This is a genomic window from Phyllobacterium sp. YR531 (genome assembly GCF_000282595.1).
Lineage (GTDB): Bacteria > Pseudomonadota > Alphaproteobacteria > Rhizobiales > Rhizobiaceae > Phyllobacterium.
In genome coordinates, this window is record NZ_AKIZ01000018.1 from 37,548 (window position 1) to 59,929 (window position 22,382).

The 22,382-nt window shown below is 55.1% G+C and carries 22 protein-coding genes, 1 tRNA gene and 1 pseudogene; 13 read left to right on the plus strand and 11 right to left on the minus strand.

The genetic code is table 11. The features are described from left to right. Positions 1 to 12: 12 nt before the first annotated feature. Positions 13 to 576, plus strand: coding sequence for a hypothetical protein (locus PMI41_RS11760; RefSeq protein ID WP_008124996.1), 564 nt, complete (start codon positions 13 to 15; stop codon positions 574 to 576). A 149-nt stretch (positions 577 to 725) separates the two neighbouring features. On the opposite strand, the gene PMI41_RS24720 is transcribed toward PMI41_RS11760, so the two are convergent. Continuing rightward, positions 726 to 872, minus strand: a complete 147-nt coding sequence (locus PMI41_RS24720) for a DUF1127 domain-containing protein (RefSeq protein ID WP_081497128.1) — start codon at positions 870 to 872, stop codon at positions 726 to 728. 254 nt (positions 873 to 1,126) lie between these two features. Here PMI41_RS24720 and PMI41_RS11765 point away from each other — a divergent pair, with 254 nt between their 5' ends. From PMI41_RS11765 to PMI41_RS11780, 4 genes are all read left to right on the plus strand, one after another. Further along, the gene (locus PMI41_RS11765; RefSeq protein ID WP_008124998.1) at positions 1,127 to 2,236 is read left to right on the plus strand and encodes a DUF2157 domain-containing protein; all 1,110 of its coding nucleotides are present in this window, start codon (positions 1,127 to 1,129) and stop codon (positions 2,234 to 2,236) included. After that, positions 2,233 to 2,808, plus strand: coding sequence for a GDYXXLXY domain-containing protein (locus tag PMI41_RS11770; RefSeq protein ID WP_008125000.1), 576 nt, complete (start codon positions 2,233 to 2,235; stop codon positions 2,806 to 2,808). Before PMI41_RS11765 ends, PMI41_RS11770 begins: the two co-directional genes overlap by 4 nt. A gap of 120 nt (positions 2,809 to 2,928) precedes the next feature. Continuing rightward, positions 2,929 to 3,011, plus strand: a tRNA-Leu gene (locus tag PMI41_RS11775). Positions 3,012 to 3,084: 73 nt separating this feature from the next. Further along, positions 3,085 to 3,606 (plus strand): GNAT family N-acetyltransferase, encoded by a 522-nt coding sequence (locus PMI41_RS11780; RefSeq protein WP_008125002.1) that lies wholly within the window; start codon positions 3,085 to 3,087, stop codon positions 3,604 to 3,606. 3 nt (positions 3,607 to 3,609) lie between these two features. Here the strand turns inward: PMI41_RS11780 and PMI41_RS11785 are convergent, their stop codons facing one another. Then, positions 3,610 to 4,494: a LysR substrate-binding domain-containing protein gene (locus tag PMI41_RS11785; RefSeq protein WP_008125004.1), complete on the minus strand. Its 885-nt coding sequence runs from the start codon at positions 4,492 to 4,494 to the stop codon at positions 3,610 to 3,612. 115 nt (positions 4,495 to 4,609) lie between these two features. On the opposite strand from PMI41_RS11785, the gene PMI41_RS11790 reads away from it, so the two are divergent. Further along, a complete protein-coding gene (locus tag PMI41_RS11790; protein ID WP_008125006.1) occupies positions 4,610 to 4,816 on the plus strand; it encodes a hypothetical protein in 207 nt (68 codons plus the stop codon). Positions 4,817 to 4,870: 54 nt separating this feature from the next. On the opposite strand, the gene PMI41_RS11795 is transcribed toward PMI41_RS11790, so the two are convergent. Continuing rightward, a complete protein-coding gene (locus tag PMI41_RS11795; protein WP_008125008.1) occupies positions 4,871 to 8,035 on the minus strand; it encodes a multidrug efflux RND transporter permease subunit in 3,165 nt (1,054 codons plus the stop codon). Beyond that, positions 8,032 to 9,177 carry an efflux RND transporter periplasmic adaptor subunit gene (locus PMI41_RS11800; RefSeq protein ID WP_052025888.1) on the minus strand — a complete coding sequence of 382 codons (1,146 nt, stop codon included), beginning with the start codon at positions 9,175 to 9,177 and terminating at the stop codon, positions 8,032 to 8,034. The genes PMI41_RS11795 and PMI41_RS11800 overlap by 4 nt, the downstream gene beginning before the upstream one ends. Before the next feature lie 610 nt (positions 9,178 to 9,787). Here PMI41_RS11800 and tig point away from each other — a divergent pair. Then, on the plus strand, positions 9,788 to 11,212 hold the full coding sequence (gene tig, locus PMI41_RS11805) for a trigger factor (RefSeq protein ID WP_008125012.1): 1,425 nt from the start codon (positions 9,788 to 9,790) through the stop codon (positions 11,210 to 11,212). A gap of 80 nt (positions 11,213 to 11,292) precedes the next feature. Here the strand turns inward: tig and PMI41_RS11810 are convergent, their stop codons facing one another. Next, positions 11,293 to 12,003 carry a 3-keto-5-aminohexanoate cleavage protein gene (locus PMI41_RS11810; RefSeq protein ID WP_008125014.1) on the minus strand — a complete coding sequence of 237 codons (711 nt, stop codon included), beginning with the start codon at positions 12,001 to 12,003 and terminating at the stop codon, positions 11,293 to 11,295. Positions 12,004 to 12,154: 151 nt separating this feature from the next. Between PMI41_RS11810 and PMI41_RS11815 the strand changes: the two genes are divergently transcribed. Beyond that, on the plus strand, positions 12,155 to 12,841 hold the full coding sequence (locus PMI41_RS11815) for a 50S ribosomal protein L11 methyltransferase (RefSeq protein ID WP_008125016.1): 687 nt from the start codon (positions 12,155 to 12,157) through the stop codon (positions 12,839 to 12,841). A gap of 2 nt (positions 12,842 to 12,843) precedes the next feature. On the opposite strand, the pseudogene PMI41_RS24725 reads toward PMI41_RS11815, so the two are convergent. Both PMI41_RS24725 and PMI41_RS11820 read right to left on the minus strand, forming a co-directional pair. After that, positions 12,844 to 13,020, minus strand: a pseudogene (locus PMI41_RS24725) (JAB domain-containing protein); the annotation flags it as partial. 275 nt (positions 13,021 to 13,295) lie between these two features. Next, positions 13,296 to 13,538: a helix-turn-helix domain-containing protein gene (locus PMI41_RS11820; RefSeq protein ID WP_040854657.1), complete on the minus strand. Its 243-nt coding sequence runs from the start codon at positions 13,536 to 13,538 to the stop codon at positions 13,296 to 13,298. Between the two features lie 99 nt (positions 13,539 to 13,637). Between PMI41_RS11820 and PMI41_RS11825 the strand changes: the two genes are divergently transcribed. Next, positions 13,638 to 14,936, plus strand: a complete 1,299-nt coding sequence (locus PMI41_RS11825) for a hypothetical protein (protein ID WP_202949297.1) — start codon at positions 13,638 to 13,640, stop codon at positions 14,934 to 14,936. 29 nt (positions 14,937 to 14,965) lie between these two features. Here PMI41_RS11825 and PMI41_RS25050 read toward each other — a convergent pair whose 3' ends face one another. Both PMI41_RS25050 and PMI41_RS11830 read right to left on the minus strand, forming a co-directional pair. Beyond that, positions 14,966 to 15,139, minus strand: coding sequence for a hypothetical protein (locus PMI41_RS25050; protein ID WP_157179377.1), 174 nt, complete (start codon positions 15,137 to 15,139; stop codon positions 14,966 to 14,968). A gap of 40 nt (positions 15,140 to 15,179) precedes the next feature. Further along, complete coding sequence (locus PMI41_RS11830) at positions 15,180 to 15,425, minus strand: DUF2188 domain-containing protein (RefSeq protein ID WP_008125023.1); 246 nt, start codon at positions 15,423 to 15,425, stop codon at positions 15,180 to 15,182. A gap of 89 nt (positions 15,426 to 15,514) precedes the next feature. On the opposite strand from PMI41_RS11830, the gene PMI41_RS11835 reads away from it, so the two are divergent. The 4 genes from PMI41_RS11835 to PMI41_RS11850 all read left to right on the plus strand — a co-directional run bounded on the left by PMI41_RS11835 (position 15,515) and on the right by PMI41_RS11850 (position 19,309). Beyond that, positions 15,515 to 16,345: a type IV toxin-antitoxin system AbiEi family antitoxin domain-containing protein gene (locus PMI41_RS11835; protein WP_348225800.1), complete on the plus strand. Its 831-nt coding sequence runs from the start codon at positions 15,515 to 15,517 to the stop codon at positions 16,343 to 16,345. Next, positions 16,332 to 17,249 (plus strand): nucleotidyl transferase AbiEii/AbiGii toxin family protein, encoded by a 918-nt coding sequence (locus tag PMI41_RS11840; protein ID WP_008125028.1) that lies wholly within the window; start codon positions 16,332 to 16,334, stop codon positions 17,247 to 17,249. Before PMI41_RS11835 ends, PMI41_RS11840 begins: the two co-directional genes overlap by 14 nt. A 158-nt stretch (positions 17,250 to 17,407) precedes the next feature. After that, entirely contained in the window at positions 17,408 to 18,340 is a 933-nt protein-coding gene (locus PMI41_RS11845; protein ID WP_008125030.1) for an HNH endonuclease, read from the plus strand. 45 nt (positions 18,341 to 18,385) lie between these two features. Continuing rightward, positions 18,386 to 19,309, plus strand: a complete 924-nt coding sequence (locus PMI41_RS11850; RefSeq protein ID WP_008125032.1) for an HNH endonuclease — start codon at positions 18,386 to 18,388, stop codon at positions 19,307 to 19,309. A 56-nt stretch (positions 19,310 to 19,365) separates the two neighbouring features. On the opposite strand, the gene PMI41_RS25430 is transcribed toward PMI41_RS11850, so the two are convergent. Beyond that, positions 19,366 to 21,183: a hypothetical protein gene (locus PMI41_RS25430; RefSeq protein WP_008125033.1), complete on the minus strand. Its 1,818-nt coding sequence runs from the start codon at positions 21,181 to 21,183 to the stop codon at positions 19,366 to 19,368. Next, positions 21,180 to 22,370, minus strand: coding sequence for a DUF2235 domain-containing protein (locus PMI41_RS11860; protein WP_008125035.1), 1,191 nt, complete (start codon positions 22,368 to 22,370; stop codon positions 21,180 to 21,182). Before PMI41_RS11860 ends, PMI41_RS25430 begins: the two co-directional genes overlap by 4 nt. Positions 22,371 to 22,382 lie beyond the last annotated feature (12 nt).

The window sequence follows — 22,382 nt, forward strand, 5'->3', positions numbered from 1 at the left end:
TATTCTAGGGCTATGAGACGGGCTTTTCTTATTCTGCTAACGGCAATGGCATGTACCTCCATATCGGATGCACATGCCCAAAGTTTCAGTGTCTGCCATGGCTATGGCTGCACATTCAAAACATCTGTGACTCTGACGCCTGCCGAACGCAGCAAAATTGCATCCATAATGGCTGGCGGTCGCAAATCTGCGGAGGCAGAGCGCGCAGCCGTGCGAAAGGCAGTGCAAGTATTTGAGCGCCGCAGCACCGATGTGATCGGGATCAGGGATCGTCCGAAGATGGATTTCGGCAAAGGGCGCGAAAAAGGCCAGATGGATTGTGTTGATGAGGCAGCCAATACGGGCAGTTTTCTGAGTTATCTGCAACGTGCGGGCCAGTTACACTACCACACAGTTGGCAACCGGGATTCGCGTGGAAATTTCGTAGATGGCCGCTATCCGCATTTCACAGCCGTGTTGCGAGACCGCACAGGCACGTCATGGGCGGTCGATTCCTGGTACGAACCCGCAGGCGGGCCGCCAGATGTGATGCGATTATCGGAATGGCAGGAGCGAGGGTATGACGGGCAGCGCTGAGTAGCGTACCCCACAAACAACAACACCCACCGCGGGAGGAGGTGCGGTGGGTGTCGTTAATTAAAGACCGGCTGGGAGGAGGAGTGCCGGACTTTGATCGCGGAGGCTTTGGGAGGAGGTAAAGCCCCGGCGATATTCTTTTTACGCTATTAGCGTACTGCAGACTTCTTGGCGACGAACGGGATGTCCGAACGGGCAATGCCCAGATCGCTAAGTTCACGTGTCGACAGGCGGTTCAATTCAGTAACCGTGTCGCGATAACGGCGCCAGTTGCTGTAAGAGCGGATAAGGTTCATTTCAATCACCACTTCGGTTTGTTATTTTGTTGATCACTCTTGATCGTTGAACTGAAGATAGTGCAGGGCCGTCGATATTTGCAGAGACAAGATTGCAGATCAGCTATGCAAATGCTGCATTGCATCATTAATCGATTTTAATTGCTGCGACGCACAAAAGTCATCATTGCGGCTATTGGGGCAAAACGGCGTAGTAATTGCGTTTTTCCTGTTGCTGGCGTTATTTGAAGCCACGCAAGACTCAGGAGCGCTTCGTGGCATTTTCGATTGGTATTAAAAAGCACATTGCTCGTTGGCAGCAGGCCGGCCTGATTGACGAGGGGACGGCTGATCTCCTGCGCAAGGACGTGGAGAAAACCCGCTCCGGCTTCGGTCTTGGCGGCATTCTGGCCGTGCTTGGCGCTGTGCTGCTTGGTGCGGCAATCATTTCGCTTGTTGCCGCGAATTGGGAAGCCATGCCACGGCTTGTTCGCGTGGTCATGATCATTTCAGTGCTGTGGATAGGCTATGTCGGTGGTGCGTGGCGTGCCAGCCTTGGCGAAAAGATGCTCAGTCAGGCGCTTTATCTGATTGCAGCTATAACCTTCGGTGCTGGTATCGCGCTCATTGGCCAGATGTACCATTTGTCGGGCGAGGCGACAGAGGCCGCTCTGCTATGGGCGGCTGGGACTATGATTGCAGCGCTTTGCCTTCGTTCTCCCGTGCTGGTCGCTACCGGCGTTGCGATAGTGGCGCTCTATCTCTTCTTGGCTTTGGATGGAGGCAATGACGCACAAAATTATGCCTGGCTGCTTCCCGTTCTGCTTTTCGTCAGTGCTGGCCTTGTCTGGTATACCAAGGCAGAAGTCGCACGTCATTTCATCGCGCTCGTACTTATCGCGTATGTTTTTGCCATTCACGAGGAATTCGATGATGATTGGATTCTCTGGCTCGCTGCGGCTGCTGGCGGAGTGCTGTTCCTGACAGACGCGCTGGCAACGCCAACGCTGCAACGGCTGATAGGCTGGAGCAAAGCAATTGGCGCGTACGGGTTCCTGATGCTGCTTCTGGTAGTGAGCTATTTCCAGTTTGAGCGCTTCGATGGTGAAGTGCAAGATCAGGTTATCATCGGCTTTGGCATATTGGCCTGTACGATCGCCGGTCTCGTCCTTTCCGGCTATCGCAATCTGGCTGTCAGGTGGATGGCGTATACCGTCTTTTCGCTTGAAGTGCTTTATTTGGCATTCAAGACCGTCGGCACGCTCATCGGAACAGCAAGCTTCTTCCTGTGCGCCGGAGTGCTGGTTTTGCTGCTTGCCGCCTTTGTGGTTCGAATGGAACGCCGGTTGCAAAAGAAGATTGCGCAGGCGGAGGGAGCAGCATGATGTTCACAGGCAAGCGCATTATCTGGCTGGGAATCATTGTAGCGCTTCTGCAATCCGGTGCCCTGTATGCCATGGTCGAGCAACGGGCATCCATCCTGCGCCATGGCAAAGACGTGATTCTGTTGAGTGAACCGGTTGATCCTCGCGATTTTTTACGCGGGGATTATGTGACATTATCCTACGACATTTCCACTATCATAGCTGGCAAAGTGAGCGGCACTCGTCCGACATCCTCCGGCCTTGTTAATATCTATGTGACACTGGCCAAAGGTTCAGATGAGCGCTGGATATTCGTTGCGGCTTCCTGGGAGCCACGAACGGACCTTAATCCTGAGGAAGTGCAAATCCGTGGGAACATGCAGAACTATGGCTATTTGGCTCCTGACGGCACGTATCGTGTGAGTTACGGCATAGAGCGTTATTACGTTCCTGAAGGTCAGGGAATCGCTATCGAGGACCAGCAGCGTAAGCGCAATATAGATGTCGTAATTGCCGTCTCGGATGAAGGGCAAGCGCAGATACGCTCGCTGCGGAGTGATGGAAAGGTTCTTTATGAGGAGCCGCTCTATTAGCGTTTGGAACATAAACCGACACTGAAAATATAAGTGTCGAATACCCGGCTTTTTCCTTTGACCCTTGGAAAGACGGTGCTATAGAGACGCGCGCTTGAGGTTCGGCTACGTGCCTCGGATGCGGATATGGCGAAATTGGTAGACGCACCAGATTTAGGTTCTGGCGGGAGACCGTGGGGGTTCGAGTCCCTCTATCCGCACCACTCTACTTCCTAACACATTGAAAATACGGCTTTGTTTCGGTAACATCGCGTCCGTGTGGGGGAAATCCTGATCATGATCATAACAAGCCGTCTCCTATTGCGGCCGCAGCGCATTGGCGATTTTGAAGCCTATAAGGCTATCTGGGTGAATGACCCGAACATAGCTGAAGACGTAGAAATATTACCCGGTCTGACCGAAGAGCAAATATGGGACAGGCTTATACGCTGGATCGGGCATTGGACGATCTTTGGCTACGGTCCATTGCTGGTGGTGGATCGTGAAACCGGGGAATTGATTGGTGAGACGGGGGTGGCGCGGTTTCATCGCTGTAACGGGCCATCTTTCGATGGCCTACCAGAAGCGCTGTGGCGAATAAAATATACAAGGCACGGTCAAGGTGTGGCGGGCGAGGCTACCCAAGCCGCTTTTGACTGGATCGACCGGCAGCACATATCGGCGCGTACGGTCTGCATGATAGATCATTGGAATCAAGCTTCACTTAAAGTGGCACGAAAGCTCGGTTTCAAGACATTTTCGGAGGCTACCTACAAAGGCAATGATGTTTTGCTGCTTGAGCGTTTCGTCGCTGATTAGCAGTTATGCCGGCGTGCAGGCGCCGCCAATAATCCAATCGCGAAAGAGTTTAACTTTATTCGGCAATTGCTTGGTCGCCGAATAAACCAGATAGTAGTTGGAGCCTGTCGAAGCATCGATGTCGAACAGCCTGACCAATGTTCCTGACGCAATCTCATCCTGAAAAAAGGCTGACGATACCAGGCCGACGCCGCCGCCCGACAAAGCAAGGCCGCCGATAATTTGCTGGGTATCAATATCCACACCGGGTTTCGTCATCGTCAAAGGCCCTTCAACACCAGCAGCCCGAAACCAGGTCGGCCACCAATCATCATTGGGCGTTATGAGATGGTAATTGAGAAGGTCGGCTGGTTTTTCCGGTCGGCCATGACGCTCTAAATAAGCGGGGCTGGCGAGGGGTGTAAAACCGCCGGACAAAAGCCAATGCGATGTCATGCCGGGCCAAGTACCATTGCCGCTTCTGATGCCGCAATCGATACCCTCCGCCTCATAGTCCAGCAGCCGTGATGAAATATCGAAGCGGACCGAGAGTTCCGGATGCAGATCCTGAAAGTCGGTGATGCGCGGTGCGAGCCAGTTGCTCGCAAAAGTATGGATGACCGCGACAACCAGCACAGAGTTCTGTTCCTCGCGAATATCGCGGAAGGTGTCGCCGATGTCAGCCAGCGAACGGCGTATGACAGGTGCGATGGTCTCGCCTTTCGGCGTCAGCACAACACCGCGTGCGCGCCGCTGGAACAAGGGCGTACCTGCAAAATCCTCCAGTAACTTGATCTGATAGCTGACGGCCGATTGGGTCATGTTGAGTTCTTCGGCTGCTTTGGTGAAGTTTTGCAGCCGCGCTACACAATCAAAGACCCGGATGGCGCCCAGCGGTAGTGATGACATGGTAACCCATTAAATTTTCTGATGGCTTGCCGCTCAATTCGCGTTGGTACAGCAATCAATAAGGTACTAAATCACATAACACAACAAGACAATTAATAGCTCGATGGAGAGTGTGATGACCGAATTGCGATTTTTCGGGTTGAGTTCGCTTGCGATTTTGTGGGCAGGTTTTGCCCGTCAGACACCAAGACCAGCAGGCGATCCGGCCGATTTGAATGCCTATATGCTACGCGATATCAATCTGACAGCGAGACAACGGGCGGCATTTTCCTACAAGAGCCGCGACATGCTTTCGCCCTCCTACAGATATCGCCTGCCTTAAAACTCGCAGACCAAAGAAAAAAGCGCGGGGCTGTTATGGCCCCGCGCTTTTTTGTTAATGCGCTGCAGCTTGCTCAGCCACAGGCTTTTTTTTGCGCCGGAATGATCGCAGCACAACGTAGAAGACCGGGGTCAGGAACAGACCGAAGAATGTGACACCAAGCATGCCGGAGAACACTGCTGTTCCCAGTGACTGACGCATTTCCGCGCCGGGGCCGCTTGCAATCATCAACGGTACCACACCGAAGATAAAAGCAAAGGCAGTCATCAGGATTGGACGCAGGCGCAGACGGCTGGCTTCGATGGCAGCTTCAACCGGCGTAGCGCCTTCGTTCTCATGCTGTCGGGCAAACTCGACAATCAGGATCGCGTTTTTCGCCGCCAGACCAATCAGCACCACGAGACCAATTTGCGTGAGGATGTTGTTATCCATGCCTCGCAATGCCACGCCTATCAGTGCCGCAAGTACGGCCAGCGGAACGATCAGGATAATTGCCAGAGGCAACACCCAGCTTTCATACTGAGCCGAAAGGGCAAGGAAGACGAAGATGACCGACAGTGCGAAGATGAACACTGCCGTGTTGCCGGTAGAACGCTCTTGAAAGGCAAGTTCTGTCCAGTTGAAGGATGTACCCTGAGGTAGCGTTTTGGCTGCCAGTGCTTCCATCTGATCGAGTGCAGCACCCGTTGAGACACCCGGGGCAGCATTGCCCTGCAACGGTACGGATACGTACATATTGTATCGTTGCACTAGCGATGGGCCCGTCGTGTCTTTGATTTCAATCAGCGTGCCAAGTGGAACAAGTGCTCCGGTGGCGGATCTTACTTTCAGGGCAAGGATATCCTGCCGATCAAGACGGAACTGCTGATCTGCTTGCGCACGCACCTGATAAACGCGTCCGAAAGCATTGAAATCATTGACGTATGACGTGCCAAGGTTCGTTGAAAGTGTTTCAAAGATATTTGGAATTGGAACATTCAACGCCCGAGCCTTGTCCCGGTCCACTTCAAGGAAGTATTGCGGGCTGGAAGCTGAGAAGGTTGTGAAAACGCCGGTCACGCCAGGTGTCTGGGCTGCTTCACCCATCATCTGATAGGCGAGAGCCAGAACGCGGCGCATATCCGAGCTATCACGATCCAGTAGCTGCATCTTGAAGCCGCCGGAATTGCCGATACCGCTGATCGCTGGTGGTGGTACGGCGATGATGAAGGCTTCCTGAATGCTCTGCAGGCTTCCGTAAAGCTGACCGATAATCTGGTTGGCGTTATGGCCTTCCTCAAGACGGTTTTCGAAAGAGTCGAATGCTGCGAACACCACACCGGAGTTTGACGCATTGGTGAAGGTAGCGCCGTTAAAGCCAGAGAATGCCACAGCATTTTTTACGCCCGGCACGTCCCGAACGATCTTCGATACCTTTTCAATCACGGCATCCGTACGATTGAGCGAAGCGCCGTCCGGCAACTGTACAACAACGATGGCATAACCCTGATCCATGGTCGGGATGAAGCCGCGTGGAATGGATGTAGCCATGTACCAGGTGGCAAAGAGCAGCCCGACGAAGACCAGCAGGGATGCCGCGATACCGACAAATGAACTGACAAGGTGGCGGACAATCCAGGAATAGCCATTTGCCATCTTGTCGAAACCGGTATTGAAGCCATTGGCCAATGTCCGGCCAAAACGGGCAACAGGATTGTTCGATTCCTTGTGGTTGTGAGGTCGCAGCACAATCGCAGCCAAGGCTGGCGAAAGTGTCAGCGAGTTGAGGGCTGAAATTGCAGTTGCGACTGCGATGGTTATGGCAAACTGCAGGTAGAATTGCCCTGTAATGCCGGGGATGAACGCAGTCGGCACGAACACAGCGATCAGAACCAGCGAAATGGCAATGACGGCAGTGCCGACCTCATCCATAGTTACATGCGACGCTTCCTTCGGCGTCATGCCGGTTGCAAGGTTTCGCTCAACGTTTTCGACGACGACAATCGCGTCGTCAACGACAATGCCGATGGCAAGAACCAATCCGAACAGGGTCAACATATTGAGCGAGAAACCGAAGGCAAGCAGCAATGCCAGTGTTCCGATAAGGGAGACCGGAATTGCCACAATCGGGATAATAGCTGTACGCCAGGACTGGAGGAAGACGAGCACGACGAGTGCTACGAGGATAACGGCCTCGATGATCGTCTTGTACACCTCATTGATCGATTCAGCGATGAACTCGGTTGGATTGTAGACGATGTCGTAGGTCAGCCCGTCAGGAAAATCCTTCTTGAGCTCTTCCATTGTGCTGCGAATTGATGCCGCAGCGGCGAGGGCGTTGGTACCCGGACGGCTGAAAATACCCAAAGCCACAGCCGGGCTGCCATTCAGATAGGAGTTGGTAACATAGTCTTTTGCACCAAGCTCAATGCGGGCCACGTCCTGCAACTGCACAAGGCGTCCGCTTTCCGTGGCCTTGACGATGACATAACGGAACTGACGGGCATCACTGAAACGCCCTTCCGTCGTGACCGTATATTGAAACGCATTGGTGCCCGAAGAAGGTGGCCCGCCAATGGAACCGCCGGAAACCTGCACGTTCTGATCCCGTAGTGACTGAACAACGTCACTCGATGTCATGCCATAGGCTGAGAGCTTTTCAGGGTCGAGCCAGATACGCAGCGAGTATTCGCGCTCACCGAAGATGATCAGATCGCCAACGCCGTCCAAACGCAACAATACGTCGCGCACGCGGGATCGCGCATAGTTGGACGCATAAAGCTGATCGTAACGCCCATTTGGTGAGAGAATATGCACGACCATCATCAGGTCAGGCGAACTTTTGGTGGTGGTGATACCAAGGCGCCGGACTTCTTCCGGAAGTCGCGGCTCAGCAATGGAAACGCGATTCTGCACCAGAACCTGTGCTTTATCGAGATCAGTTCCAAGCTTGAAAGTGACTGTCAGAGCCATGGAACCATCAGCAGTCGAATAGGAGGACATGTACAACATGTCCTCGACGCCGTTGATTTCCTGTTCGATAGGCGTTGCCACCGTGTTGGCAATGGTTTCGGCATCGGCGCCCGGGTAAGAGGTGCGGATAACGATGGTTGGAGGTGCGATTTCAGGATACTGCGCCACTGGCAGCTGTGTATAGGCAATGCCGCCGACGATCAGCAAGACGATCGATAGAACGCTCGCAAAGATTGGCCGGTCGACGAAAAAATGCGCGAATCTCATTGCGCAGCCCCTTGCGCTTTTGTCGTCTCAGCCGTTGGGGCTTCTGGCGGCAGAACGACCAGTTCGGGCTTGACCTTCACCCCTGGGCGGATGCGCATAAGACCATTTACGACAATGGTTTCATCGCCGGTCATACCGGAGCGGATGACGCGGTAGCCATAAAGCTTCGGTCCAAGACGAACCGGCTTCGGTGTCACTGTGCCATCTTCGCTGACCGTGAAGACGATGCGCTCGTTTTGATCGGACCCGATAGCTTCGTCGGGGATCAAAATACCCTTATAGCTATTGGATGCAGCAACATCGACGCGGCCAAAAAGGCCGGGTTGCAAAACAAACTTTGGATTGTCGAAGCGGGCACGCACCCGCATCGTTCCCGTTTGGTCGTCCAGACGATTTTCAGCAAAGTCGACTTTGCCCTTCACTGGTGGCTCAGCAGAGTCGGTAAGCCGGACAGTTACTTCCAGTCCAGCTGCGCCTTCCTGCAATGTGCTGCCGTTTTCACGTGCAGTACGCGCATAGGAGAGCAGGTTGCGCTCATCGACATTGAAATAGAAATCAATCGGATCGAGCGAGACGATGGTCGTCAAGATTGTCTGGTCCGGCTGGACGAGGTTGCCAACCGAAATCAGGCGGCGATCAATGCGCCCGCTAAGTGGAGCGGTGATCTTCGTATATTCGAGATCGAGCTGTGCGCGGGCCAGAGCTGCCTCTGCGCCGCGGACATTGGCCTGGCCGGATACGAAGTCGCGCCGCCGGTCATCCAGCTGCGATGCTGAGAGCGTGCCGTTTGCAGCAAGCGATTCCGTGCGTTTGAATTGGGCCTCAGCATATACCAGTGTCGTCTTGGCAACTTCCAGCGAAGCCTGAGCCTGCGATAGCGCTGTTTCAAACGGGCGCTGATCGATCGTAAATAGCGGATCGCCTTTCTTCACCAGTGCACCATCTGTGAACTCGATCTTGTCGAGATAACCGGCAACGCGCGAGCGAATGGACACTTCATCGACGGCTTCGAAGCGGCCAATGAACTCGTCACTGTCTACAACGTCGCGAACGACTGGCTTTGCAACCGATACCGGGGGAGGCGGCGGCGCTGCTGCTTCCTGTGCGAATGCAGCACCTGACGAGAGGAGAGCGGCTGTCAAACCGAACTTGAGTGTAGTTAAAAGCGATCGTGACAAAGGGTAGGCCTCCATGACTGTAAGACGTCCCGTGCGTGTCGCAAAGATGCAGCAAATTCAGCTGAAAGAAACAAAATCAATACCATCTTTGCGGACGATCAGGTCGAGTAGAGCAAAGTCAGATAATAGCGGCGGGGAACGTTTACGAGAGGGCGCTGCACAATTTTAACACAGTGCAGCCATAATTAATTATCCAGAAAAGTCCCCACCCGAGTAGATTTGCACAGTTCCAATTCCTTGTCACCTTGCAATCTCCGGCTGTGGCGGCGCTGCGCTATGCTATTTTGCCCACCCATACTGCTCTGCCATTGATTTTTATACCTGAGCCGAGTAAAGGGAGCGACCAGTCGGTGAAGGTGCGATTTCTCACCCAACTTTGTGCCACAGTCTGTGATACAATGCGTGGCATAAATCGAGAGTTGGGTTGGAAATACGGCAGTAAAATCAACGTGGATGGCGAAGCCAAGGCTCGATCATCCGCACCCGGAGCCACATAGGCAACAGTTTTTCTCCCGCAATTTGGCGAACGAGCCGGTGACGGCGGGACAAATGTTAAAAAAGTGAAGGTTTGGACATGCAGGTTACTGAAACGCTCAATGAAGGGCTGAAGCGCGAGATCAAGGTCGTTGTTCCGGCCAAGGATCTGGAAGCAAAGCTTTCCGAACGCCTCCAGGGTGCCAGTGCAAAGGCGCGCATCAATGGCTTCCGTCCCGGCAAGGTGCCAATGAGCCACCTTCGCAAGATGTACGGTAAGTCGTTCATGGCTGAAGTCGTCAACGAAATCCTGAGCGATTCTTCGCGCACCATTCTTTCGGATCGCAATGAAAAGTCGGCTACCCAGCCGGAAGTCGTCATGACTGAAGACGAAAAAGAAGCTGACAAGGTTCTTTCCGGCGAGGCCGATTTCGAATTCTCGCTGAACTACGAAGTTCTGCCAGCCATCGAAATCAAAGACTCTTCAAAGATCAGCATCACCCGCGAGATCGTTGATGTGTCCGATGAGGAAGTAGAAGAGCAGGTCAAGCGCGTTGCAAGCTCTGCACAGACCTTCGAAACCAAGAAGGGCAAAGCTGAAAGCGGCGACCGCGTTACCATGGACTATCTCGGCAAGGTCGATGATGTTCCTTTCGACGGCGGCGCAGATAGCGATGCGACGCTGGTTCTCGGCTCCGGCCAGTTCATTCCGGGCTTCGAAGATCAGCTGATCGGCGTCAAGGCTGGCGATGAAAAACAGATCAAGGTCACTTTCCCGGCTGAATATCAGGCTGCTCACCTTGCAGGCAAAGATGCAACCTTCGACATCACTGTTAAGGAAGTAGCAAAGCCAGGCGAACTCGAAATCAATGACGAAACCGCAAAGAAGCTCGGCATCGAAAGCGCCGATCGTCTTCGTCAGGTTATCCGCGAGCAGATCGAGAGCCAGTATGGTTCATTCACACGTCAGAAGGTCAAGCGTCAGATTCTCGATGCGCTGGACGGCGAGTACCAGTTCGAATCGCCAGAACGTCTGATCAATGCCGAGTTCAACAACATCTGGGCCCAGATCGGTCAGGACCTTGCACAGGCTGGCAAGACTTTTGAAGACGAAGACACGACAGAAGAAGAAGCTCGCGCTGAATACCGCAAGCTTGCTGAGCGCCGCGTACGTCTTGGTCTCGTTCTTTCCGAAATCGGCAACAAGGCCGGTATCGAAGTGACCGAAGAAGAAATGCAGCGCGCTGTTTATGACCAGGTTCGCCAGTATCCAGGTCAGGAACAGCAGATCTATGAATTCTTCCGCAAGACTCCGGAAGCAATCAACAATCTGCGCGCTCCAATCTTTGAAGAGAAGGTTGTTGATCACCTGCTCGCCAGCATCAACGTTACCGACAAGAAGGTAACGAAAGAAGAGCTGATGGCTGATGATGAGTCGGAAGAAAAGTCTGGCGAAGCCAAGAAGCCTGCAAAGAAGGCAGCGCCAAAAAAGGCAGCCAAGAAGAAGACTGAAGACGAGGCATAAGCTTCTCGTCAACGGTTTCGCAAAAGTAATACTGAAAAACGGCTCCGCAATGCGGGGCCGTTTTTCTTTATGTCGAAATGCTACACGAGATTTGATGTAGCCTGAATCAATTCAGCGTTGCCGCTGGCGATTTGACCGGAGGGAAGGCGATTGCAATCTTCCAGACCAATGCGGCTGTCAAAACCTTTTGCCACGGCCTCCCGATAGATTGGCCAGACGCTTGCTTCATCGCCATGGAGCAATATGGGCAAGTTGATACCGGCATTCTTCAGAACGTTCTGAATGCCATTGGATACCTTGAGCCCTTCTTCGATGTCTTGCTCAAGGATTTCGATAAGAACACGCAGGCAGCTTTTTGCATCGTTCAGCCTTACGAAGCGCTCAGCATCACTGATGGACCAGAGGCCGGCCTCCACACCGATACCTTTGCTCAAAATCAGCGACATCAAGTCGTCGGCATCTTCTTCTGTAAGATTGATTGAGACATAATCCGGCAGGACATTCCAACGGCGGATTGGCTCGTGCCGGGCTTTGCCCGTGGGTTTTATACTCCATTGTGTGGACAGTCCGATTGGAATCGACGGCACCGCTTTGCGAATTGTTTGCAGTGTGTGTGCGACAATGACGCGATCGAGAGTCTCCCTCCCGTCCGGTCCGCGTGGATGAATGTGCAGTTCCCGTGCGCCCGCCGCAACGACCAGCCGCGCGTCTTTCGCAAGTTCGGCAGCTGAAAACGGCACAGCGGGGTGATAGTCACGCATGCGTGCACCATTGAGGCAAGCTTGCAACATCTTTGCACCTCCACTCATCATAAGATCATGATACCTTCAGCCATCCTGACAGCATTCTGTCAGGATGGCTGAAGGCAGCTTTTTATCGTTTCATTTAGTGGCTACCGGCGATAGAAATTCGCATTTGCGGCACTGATCGGGAAAGATAAAATTGAAAAAGACCAAACTGGTTAGTGCAGCGGACGATACAGTAAACTTGCAGGACTTTATAACAGCGAACCTGCATCTTGTTCCCGTTCCGTCAGTACCGGAGATATCCCTTTATACTGCCCACCCAGCGAGCGGGTTGAGCAAGCTTGGCAACAAGGACATATATGGTGATGACCATCCACCTTATTGGGCCTATCGCTGGGCTGGAGGGACAGTGCTGGCACGGCATATTCTCGATCACCAGAAAATGGTTGCAGGTCGGCGTTTGCTGGACTTAGGTTCGGGTTCCGGAATTGTGGGGATTGCAGCCGCCAAAGCAGGCGCAAAAGTGGTAGTTTCCGTGGATATTGATCCTCATGCGTCGATAGCAAATCGCTTGAACGCGGCTGTCAATGAAGCGCAGGTAACCGTTATCTGCCAGGACATCCTCGATAACGAACCGCCAGAAACTGATATTATCGCGGTAGGCGATCTGTTCTACGATGCAAACCTTGCAGCGAAGGTGACAGCCTATCTCGATAAATGCATTGCTGTGGGGCTAACGGTTATCGTTGGCGACCCCGGGAGAGATTATTTGCCACGGGAGCGGCTGCAGAAACTGTCGAAATATCCCGTGCCAGATTTTGGCGACGGCAAAACCAGCTCGACGGACGAAAGTGCGGTGTATTTCTTTAAATCAAAGCCATGAACCTAAAAAAGACCAAGCCCTTTCAAACTGGCATGACTGTTTTTGCCAATGATAATATGATCGTGGACTATTATGCCCATCTGATTGCCAATGTTGACGATTGTCTTGGTCATGTCGATATCCGCCTTTGAGGGTGTCGGGTCGCCGGACGGGTGATTGTGGATCAAAACAGCCAACGAAATAAGTCGTTGTTTATCAGCGTGTTATGTATACTCTCGGATGAACTGGGGTATAGGTTTGGTGTCTGGAACAAATGACGTTCTCTGACCATCCCGCATCATTCCGCCCGATCCTTCCCGCTTCCGGAAACGCATGCAGGATCACGAGTTTCTGTGGCAACCACAATTACGAGAGAACGCAGATCGCGACAAGAGCCGTACTGAAAGCGGTGTTCGGGCTTGCTCGCTGCAGCATGCTTTGCCCCCGCCAACTGGACGGGGGCTCATGCCGACGCTCAAATCTCGCTGGTCTCGGTGCCAACGGTATCAAAAGGGAGATGCCGCGTCCGTTGGCATAGGACGAGGTTTGAACGATCCCAGCGATCTAGCTCGTTGACTGGGTACAGAACCGCTTTGCCGATTTTAATGAACGAAGGCCCGATCCTCTTCGATCGCCAGTTGCGCAACGTGCCCTCGCTGATCTGGTTGCGATAGCGCTTAATGACTTCGTCGAGCGTCAGGTAAAGAGGAGCAGACACAAATTTTCCCAGGCTTCCGTTATCCGTTATAGTGCAACAGGTTGTTGCACCATGGCGGGCGATCACACGAGGCGATGCCTAAGAGGATCCTGTGGGCGATTGGGGCTCAACAATCCTGCGGTCGCATTGGCCGTCCGAGGAGGCAGACGGGAGACCATCGAAGGAATCACTGTGGCAAGGGTTTTTACGCGCGAAGAATTTTACGAACTCGTCTGGTCCAAGCCGTTGACGCATTTGGCAAAGGAGTTCGCGATCTCCGATGTCGCGCTTCACAAGATCTGTAGGAAGCATGACATCCCTAATCCACCGCTTGGCTGGTGGGCGAAGAAGGCAGCCGGGAAGAAGGTTAAGCAAGCGCCCCTGCCGAAGGCTAAGGCGGGGAGTGCTGACAGGATCACAATTGCAAATGCGGACCTCAGCCGTGAAGCTGCCGCGCTTGCCGGCGTGCGCGAACAGGCACGTATCCTCGCGTCTGAAGGCGATGATAGTCAATCAGCCCCGCCGCACGCGGTTATCGAGCGGACGCTCGCCGGGCTCAGAAAGGCGAAGCCATCCGATATCGGTATCGTCGCTGCTGACAGGCCTGGACTCATCAAGTGTGAGGTGGCGTCGGCGTCAATCGACCGTCTTGCCATCGCCCTGCAGCGGATTGTCCGGGCAGCAGAACTTCAAGGCTTCGAACTCGTCGCAGGCGAGGGCTTAGCGAAATTCAAATCCGAAAACGAGACGGTTGGCTTCTCGATCACAGAAACAATCAGGCGGGAGAAACATGTACTAACCGATGCCGAGCGGGCCAAAGAGGAGGCTTGGGAACGAAAGAGAGATCGCGCGGCGCACCGCAACTCCTGGGACAACGTTTTCTTTGATAAGCCTCGCTTTCCAGAGTGGGACTACCATCCAACCGGCCAGCTCTCGTTTGAGTTCGAGCAGGTATATGTTTTCCGGGGCTCTGCGCCGCGCCGGAGCTTCCGCGACGCCAAGGTCCAGCGACTGGAGAATATGGCCAGTGACATCGCTGTCGGTCTTGCGGTGCTTGCCGCAGCGAAAACTGAAGATCGGCTCAGGCGGGAAGCAGAGCAGCGAAGGATCGAGGAAGAGCGTCGTCGCCGCGAACTGGCGGCGCGTATCAAACATGTTGAGGATCGCCGCACCGCCGGACTGAGCACGGTTCTCGCCGAACTTGACGAACTGGATCGGCTTCGTCGTCTCATCGTTATGCTCACCGAGGAGATTCCGGCCGAGCCGAGCCCAAGATTATCGGCGTTTCTGGCCTGGGCGATGGAGCATTTGGCGAAGCGTGAGGCTCGCCTATCACCGCGGGCGATGGAGGAGCGTTTCGAAGCGGAGCGCTTATTCGGCGACGATGACGATCACGGCTTCACGCCCTCGCGGTGGTAGGCTGGCGAGAGTGAGGAAGTCTCGATAGGTTATTGACGGCGCGGCAGGCGAGGGCCGATGCTTTTGGCCGAGGGCTGGTCGTCTGGCGCTTTGTCGCGCTGAGGGAACGGCACAGTTCGACGCAACGCGTGATATCGCCTCTCGATTTCTTTCTGCTGGGCCGGTGGAAGATCGGCCATGACTTCGTCGATCGTGCGAGGCATGTGGGTTGCTTTCGTTGAAGTGCCGGGAGGTGGATACGAATTAGCCCGGCGATTTCTTGGGATCGGCAGCACGCGGATAAGTCCGCTCTTCTTGAAATTGACCATCGACCTTCTGGATCTTGACCGATCCTCCGTCCTTGCCGACAGCCTTCTCGAGGGCGCCGCCTTTGGTCGCATCGGATTTGGTGTCGAAGCTCGCCGCAGGACGACTCGCGCCGTCTTTGGTCAAATCCCAGCGATCTTTCTTCTCGTTATGCGTAAGCGTGAATTTCGGCAGCTTGGCCATTTCCTCCTCCAGAAGCGTTCCATCTCCTTGGTTTGAATATTGCGCTTTTATGCCTACCATTGATGGGTCGAAAATGCGGAATCCCGAACTTGTCCTTCGGTTTAGACTCATGCTATTTTCACCCACTAATGGTAGGTCAAAAGAACGAAAAGATAAACCAACTTCATCGCCTGCTCCCCGAGGGGCTGGTGGTTGACACCGCTTGGCTGGAAAAACACGGCTATCGTCGGCAGTGGCGCGAAAAATACGTGGCGCAGGGCTGGCTCGAAGGTGTCGTTCGTGGCGTCTATCAGCGACCGACCGGCAACGTTGATCAGGCGATAGCCTGGCAGCGCGTGATCATCTCGCTCCAGCGACTTCTGGACAAATCCGTGCACGTCGGCGGCCGCAGCGCTCTCGAGCTACAAGGCCTGACGCACTACCTCCGCTTTTCGGGCAAGCCAGAAATCCATCTGTATGCCTACGGCAGTCTGCCTGGCTGGGTAGATCGGATACCGACCGACGCTCAGTTCGTCGAACATAAGGCAGACAAGCTCTTCGATGCCGACGCACCTGGAAGGACGCGCCTGGCATGGGGACACTGGGGGTGGGAGCTCGATGTCTCCGCGCCGGAGCGCGCGCTTTGCGAACTTCTTGACCTGCTCCCGTCCCGGGAGACGTTCCATCAGGCCGACGTCCTAATGGAGTCGGTTCGCACGCTGAGCCCGAAGCGGGTTCAGGCCGTGCTGGAAGCGTGTCGGAGCGTGAAGGTGAAGAGGCTGTTTCTCTGGTTCGCCGAACGGCATGCTCATCCATGGTTCGGCCGACTTGATCTCAAGCGTATCGACCTTGGTCGCGGCAAGCGTCAGATCGTGGTCGGCGGTCGGCTGGACAGCAAGTATCAGATCACTGTGCCGGAGACACTCGATGCCGGCGTCTGAAGCTTACCGCGCGCAAGTCAGTCTCCTCGTTCGGGTTCTGCCACTCGTTGCTGAGGAGGATGTCTTCGCATTGAAGGGCGGCACGGCCATCAATCTCTTTGTCAGAGACCTTCCACGCCTGTCGGTCGATATCGATCTGACCTATCTGCCGGTCGAGGATCGTGCGAAGTCCCTCGCCAATATCGATGCCGCCATACGACGGATTGCTGCTCGAATAGCGGAGAGTGTACCGCGTAGCCGCACCCAGGCCGTGCCGCTGCACAGCGAAGGCGCAGCCACAAAGGTGCTGGTTGCCTCCGACGGCGTGCAGATCAAGATCGAGGTGACGCCCGTCATTCGTGGCTGCGTCTACTCTCCCGAGGCACGGGCGGTTTGCGACCAGGTCGAAGAGCTCTTCGGCTATGCCGAGGTGCCTGTTGTGTCCTTCCCGGACCTCTACGCCGGCAAGATCGTTGCCGCCTTGGATCGGCAGCATCCGCGAGATCTGTTCGACGTCAGGGATCTGCTCGCGAATGAGGGAATATCCGATGAGCTACGGCGCGCCTTCATTGTCTACATCCTGAGCCACAACAGGCCGATGGGCGAAGTCTTGGCGCCGACGCGCAAAGACTTACGCCATGAGTTTGACGCGGGGTTTGCCGGCATGACGGAAGACCCCGTGACCCTGGAGGCGTTGTACGATGCTCGTGAAGCTCTAATCGCCGATGTCGTTGGCAAGATGCCTGCCGAGCACCGGCGCTTTCTTCTGTCCTTCAAGGCCGGCGAGCCAGAGTGGGACTTGCTAGGAGTGCCTGGAGCCGCGGACTTGCCGGCGGTACGCTGGAAGGTCGACAACTTGGCCAAACTTTCGGAGGGCCGACGCGAAAAGCTGTTGTCTGATCTCGGGCGGGTGCTCGCGACATGAGATACAGAGGAGGCGTGGGGAGCGCCGAAGTGAAAAGGAACAAGACGACGATCTGCAGGCTATGCTCGGCAGTAGTTGGCTCTCGGGCTGCGGCGCTGACGATGTGGATTGCTAGAGCGTCGGTGCTTCAAAACACAGCCGAGTTGAGAGGCTAGACCATGGTCCGTCTCTTCGTCGGCGTTACGGACAAAGCCTGGTTCGATCAGTTGAGCGCCTCTGTTCCCCATGACGAAGTCAATTTCTGGCAGCCCAGTGGGACGACGCAGTTTCGCGCGCTTCAGCCCGGCGAAATATTCCTCTTCAAGCTGCATGCGCCAAACAACTTCATCGTTGGCGGTGGCATTTTCGGTCACGCGTCAATCGCGCCGCTGTCTCTGGCGTGGGAAGCCTTTGGCCTTAAGAACGGCGTTTCCAGTCGCTCTGAAATGCGGGCGCGAATTGCGAGCTATCGCCGGGATCCAATTGCTCTGGATGATAAACAGGATCCCGTCATTGGTTGTCGGATACTGACCCAACCGTTCTTTTGGCCGAGGGAGCTCTGGCTGCCTGTTCCGGAGAGCTGGTCGCCAAACATCGTGACCGGCAAGGGATTCAGCGCAGAGGAAGGGGATGGGCAATATCTATGGTCCGCAGTCACAGAGCGATTGAACTCGGTTCCTGAGATACGAAATACAGAGCCTGTCATGGCTGAGCGCTTCGGCAAGCCGACGCTGATCAAGCCGAGATTAGGGCAGGGCGCGTTTCGCCTGACGATCACTGATAGCTATGAACGCCGTTGCGCCGTCTCGGGTGAAAAGACCCTGCCGATTTTGGATGCGGCCCACATCCGCGCTTTCGAGGCTGGTGGAGAGCACGCAGCTTCGAACGGTTTGCTCCTTCGCACTGACATCCATCGGCTTTTCGACCTCGGATATGTGACTGTCTCACCGGATCACCGGTTCGAGGTCAGTGGCCGTCTGAAAGCTGATTTCGATAACGGTCGGCACTACTATGACCTTCACGGAACTCCCATTCGCGCTCCCAATAACCGATATGCTGCGCCGTCAGCCGACGCGTTGTCGTGGCATCGAGAGCACAGGTATCTGGGATGAACGCTTCTCTCATAACCGGGCTTTTGCTGCCGACTGGACGACGCCATGAGTGACGCTCCGATAGATGCGCGCATCCGATTGGCCGCCGTCGAGCACATCAAACGTGCCAGCGCTGGTGGGGTAATCACGGCAGACGACTTACGGGCGGGATTTCTTGTCGATGGGCAGCGAGTTCCGCTGATCAACCCCCAGCGAGGAATATTCAAGCCGGCGTCCATGAAGTATTTGCTCAGTGTGCGAACCGTCTATCCGCGAACTGGCGCGCGTGTTTGGTATGACGATCAGCGTAAGGTTCATGCACAAATTGAGCGTGGCGATGAGCTCATTGACTATGCGTTCATGGGTACGGACGCAGGTGCTGCTGACAATCGGTGGCTGCGCGAAGCACGAGATGGTCAAATTCCCATCCTCTACTTCCTTGGTGTCGCGCCTCAGCGCTACACATTCATCTGGCCCACTTATGTCGCCGAATGGTCAGCACCGGATTTGAAGGTACGCCTTGCCTTCGGCGCTCCAGCCACAACGAATAAGGATTGGTCCATTCCAGATGCGCCGGAGCGACGATACGGTTTGCGGCTGGTTCGGCAGCGTCTTCATCAAGCGACGTTCCGTGAGGCCATTTTAAGCGCCTACGGCAATAGATGCGCGATCACCGGATTGCCGGAAGCACGACTGCTTGACGCTGCCCACATCATCCCAGACAAAGACGAAGAACTCGGACAACCGATCGTCCAAAACGGCCTTCCGCTTTCGAAAATTCATCATGCGGCGTTTGATGCCAATTTGATTGGTATCGATGCAGATTACCGGATTCATGTGAGCGACGCGCTGCTTTCGATAAACGACGGTCCCATGTTTGAGTATGGGCTTAAAGCTATGGCGGGGCAGCTTATCAAGCTGCCGACCCGTGGCCAGGACTATCCCGACAAAGGCCGTCTTGAGGAAAGGTTTGCACAGTTTCGGACTTAGTAGCGCTCAATTCACATCGCTCTTTCCGGCGGCGGTAGGAAACGGCGCTATGCGGTCTACGGACGACACACCACATAACCACGCACGCCCATCTCAGTGCAGGCGGAAAAATAGCTCATCAACAACCAGTAGAGCTGAACGAAGTGCGGTGTGGGCGGTGTTCCGTGCGAAGCGGCCGCAAGCACCTCTTCAACCTGCGCACGGCTCAACGATGATGTCACGATGAAGACGCGTTGAAGCACGTCCGGTGCGGATCTCACGGCATCAAGTTTCGCGGCGATCTCATCAGGCGATCCGCCCCGGATCATTCTGGCGATCTCAGTTTGCACGCCATTGTTGCGATATCGGTCGTTCCAACTCGCAAGTTTGTTGGGTAGCATACTCCCCGGCAAACTCATGCGGCCTAGATTCTTGATGGCTTGGCCCACGGAATCGTGGAACGCCGACGCACTCAGCGACTGGTTGCCATGCTTGGCATGATAGAAGCTGATCATCGTCGGACTCGTGGCCGTACTCACTCCAATGAAATCCGCCCATTCATCGCCCAAGTCGTCGCAAAGCAAGACATCATCATTCGCTACTGCATCGACGACTGAGCGAAAGACGGAGTTCGGAGCGAAGGCGACTTGGTCAGCCGCGAATGCGCCCTTTTCGCTGTCGGCGGTTGCAAGCGAAGCCTCGACGTGCAGATGCGCGAGAAACGCTTCGCCGCCTCCAGCAAGCGCCTCATCTCGAAAGAGCGAGCCGTCGATATACGCAAGAGCCAAGTCGCTGAAGAGCACCGTGAAGAGATTCTCGCGATCTATGTACCGTGCGAGCGGCATTGCATTAGGATCTTCTCCCAGAGGAAGGTCTCGGCGTTCTACGGATATGCCGACGAGCGCCGGCAGCTCGAGTCCACGCAGGGCAATTCGGGTGCTGCCTATGCGCAGCGTGGTTACCTGTGCATCGCCACCGTCGAGCCGAACCTGGTCAACTCCGCCTTCGGTCACAATCGGAAACGGCTGATCCAATGAGGCAAGCACCGCCTCGGCTTCCGTATGTGACAGTGCCTCTGTAGCGTCACCGCCCGTGCGGACCAAGCGGACACCATCATCGGCACTGAAGAGGACGTCGGAGAGGCCCATGATGTCGATGCCGATGAAGGTTGGTCGTACGTCGGGCGGGATTGCGGTGAGCTCCAAGGGACGGGCGAAGTTGCGAATAAAGCCTGAAACGGCGCCGTCCTCGAGCCTAAGCAGCGTCGAGATCTCGGCCACCCAGGCAACCGCGGCTTCGACGTCGGCCCGATCCGAGCGCACCGCAATGCGACCGGTGGTCGGCGTCGCCGAATAGACACCGTCAGGCCGCCGCACACTGTAGCCCTGCGGGATGAAGCGGCTGGCACTGCTCGTCGCGACCGCATTTTCTAGATCGCGTGCCTCCAGTGTTTTTGAGCGCAGCGCCAAAGGTGAGATCGACATATTGCGTAGCCGAAGCTTCTCAAAAACTGCATCGTGCCGTGCGATTGCGCGCTCGACGCGCTCGCTCGCGATCTTTCCGAGGAACGCGCTTTTGAATGACGAGGTGAGATCCAACCCCGACTTGAATAAGGCAATGTGTAGACCGTGTTCGACGATCAGCAGATAGCCGAACACGCGCTCCGACACACCGGCTTCAGGGGCAAGAAAGGAAGGCGCGCGCTCATAAGAGAAGGAGATCGTGGAATACCGCGCCTCGCCGAGTTGCATACGAACGATGCGAAACAGATTCTGCGAAGGGTGACGCGTCTGCGCACGCAAGTTGCGGAAAAGCTGCTCAATGGCCTCGTTAGAGAGAGGCCGCTTGCGCTGATAGAAATAGCCCGAGCGGCCGATCTCAAGATTTTCGATCATAACTGGATCTTTGCCGAAGGTAGCGTCGAGTCAGCGCTAACGGTCTCATAAGTAGTTGGCAGGTTGACCGGTTTGTAACCTGTCGCCATCCGCTCAACTACAGAGTAGTGGAGCAATGCGCGCTCCTTGATTTTGCGTGGTTCCGCGTGTGGCAAGTAATACCCCCAGCCTGACTTGTTCTCCGGAAAACGCTTCCACTTAAGGCTTTTAGGAAAATATTCGAGCGGCCACCAGACTGCAGACATCGAATCGTGAATAACGCCGTTGGCGCTCGGTGGGACGTACATCCGCTTTCCTCCCGGAAGAGGCTTTCCTTCCGCGAGGTGGCTGAACATCGCTTCGTTGATTTGAAGCCCATACTTCTCGGCTTCTCGGGCCATCCAGATCAGTGGAAACTTAGCGATATGGCTCTCTTCTTCTGCCCAGCCGCCACCGACGTCAGAGTGTTCACCTGCAAACCATACGGTTTGTTGATCTTGCGCGTCCTCGGCTGCCTCGAACGGGTTGGGCTGGAATGGTTGGCTGGAAGCCCAGTCGTAGAGTCGGAACATGCGCCGGCGCTCGTCAATCGCTGCGGCTTGGCGAAATGCCCGTACACTTGGGTTAGTCCTAGTGTAGGGGAGGAATGATTGGCTGGGCAGTCGTAATAGTCCCGGCCGAACGAACACCGATGCGACGGTGTCCCACACGCCTAGAAAATGAATAGGAATGCGGCGCCCCCCGATAACGCGGCGGAACTGCCAGGCAATCTCGAGACGGTCCTCGCGATAAGCGTTCTTGAAGGCCTTGAGTGAATAACGCGCGAGATTCAACTGATCTGGTTCAAGTAGACCAAGTAGATGAATTAAACCGGCAACTGCACGGGCTGTATAAGCGCCTCGACTGAAACCGAATAGAAAGATGCGGTCGCCCTGCCGATAGGTTGCGGCTAGATAGCAATACGCCGAAAGGATGTTGGCATCGAGCCCCCAGCCGGTGGCTAGGCCGAAGGTCGCGATCGCGCTTTGCGCGGCTGGAGTCCAGTCGGACACCAACGGTATGGTTCCAATGCCCGGATGGTAGAAGACGCGCTGTGTGTCATTCCGCTCAGCGCAACGGTAGAGCTTCAAAACATTGGTGAGATCGTTCTTCACCTCGTTGCTCGTGCCATCGAGCAGAAGCACTAGATTGCGCGGCATGGTAGTCATTCTAGCCCCCAA

Bases quoted from the DNA above. Each gene is read 5' to 3' on its own strand.
- PMI41_RS11760 (WP_008124996.1), top strand. From the start codon at position 13: ATGAGACGGGCTTTTCTTATTCTGCTAACGGCAATGGCATGTACCTCC.
- PMI41_RS24720 (WP_081497128.1), bottom strand. From the start codon at position 872: ATGAACCTTATCCGCTCTTACAGCAACTGGCGCCGTTATCGCGACACG.
- PMI41_RS11770 (WP_008125000.1), top strand. From the start codon at position 2,233: ATGATGTTCACAGGCAAGCGCATTATCTGGCTGGGAATCATTGTAGCG.
- PMI41_RS11780 (WP_008125002.1), top strand. From the start codon at position 3,085: ATGATCATAACAAGCCGTCTCCTATTGCGGCCGCAGCGCATTGGCGAT.
- PMI41_RS11785 (WP_008125004.1), bottom strand. From the start codon at position 4,494: ATGTCATCACTACCGCTGGGCGCCATCCGGGTCTTTGATTGTGTAGCG.
- PMI41_RS11790 (WP_008125006.1), top strand. From the start codon at position 4,610: ATGACCGAATTGCGATTTTTCGGGTTGAGTTCGCTTGCGATTTTGTGG.
- PMI41_RS11795 (WP_008125008.1), bottom strand. From the start codon at position 8,035: ATGAGATTCGCGCATTTTTTCGTCGACCGGCCAATCTTTGCGAGCGTT.
- tig (WP_008125012.1), top strand. From the start codon at position 9,788: ATGCAGGTTACTGAAACGCTCAATGAAGGGCTGAAGCGCGAGATCAAG.
- PMI41_RS11810 (WP_008125014.1), bottom strand. From the start codon at position 12,003: ATGTTGCAAGCTTGCCTCAATGGTGCACGCATGCGTGACTATCACCCC.
- PMI41_RS25050 (WP_157179377.1), bottom strand. From the start codon at position 15,139: ATGCCTCGCACGATCGACGAAGTCATGGCCGATCTTCCACCGGCCCAG.
- PMI41_RS11830 (WP_008125023.1), bottom strand. From the start codon at position 15,425: ATGGCCAAGCTGCCGAAATTCACGCTTACGCATAACGAGAAGAAAGAT.
- PMI41_RS11840 (WP_008125028.1), top strand. From the start codon at position 16,332: ATGCCGGCGTCTGAAGCTTACCGCGCGCAAGTCAGTCTCCTCGTTCGG.
- PMI41_RS11845 (WP_008125030.1), top strand. From the start codon at position 17,408: ATGGTCCGTCTCTTCGTCGGCGTTACGGACAAAGCCTGGTTCGATCAG.
- PMI41_RS11850 (WP_008125032.1), top strand. From the start codon at position 18,386: ATGAGTGACGCTCCGATAGATGCGCGCATCCGATTGGCCGCCGTCGAG.
- PMI41_RS25430 (WP_008125033.1), bottom strand. From the start codon at position 21,183: ATGATCGAAAATCTTGAGATCGGCCGCTCGGGCTATTTCTATCAGCGC.
- PMI41_RS11860 (WP_008125035.1), bottom strand. From the start codon at position 22,370: ATGACTACCATGCCGCGCAATCTAGTGCTTCTGCTCGATGGCACGAGC.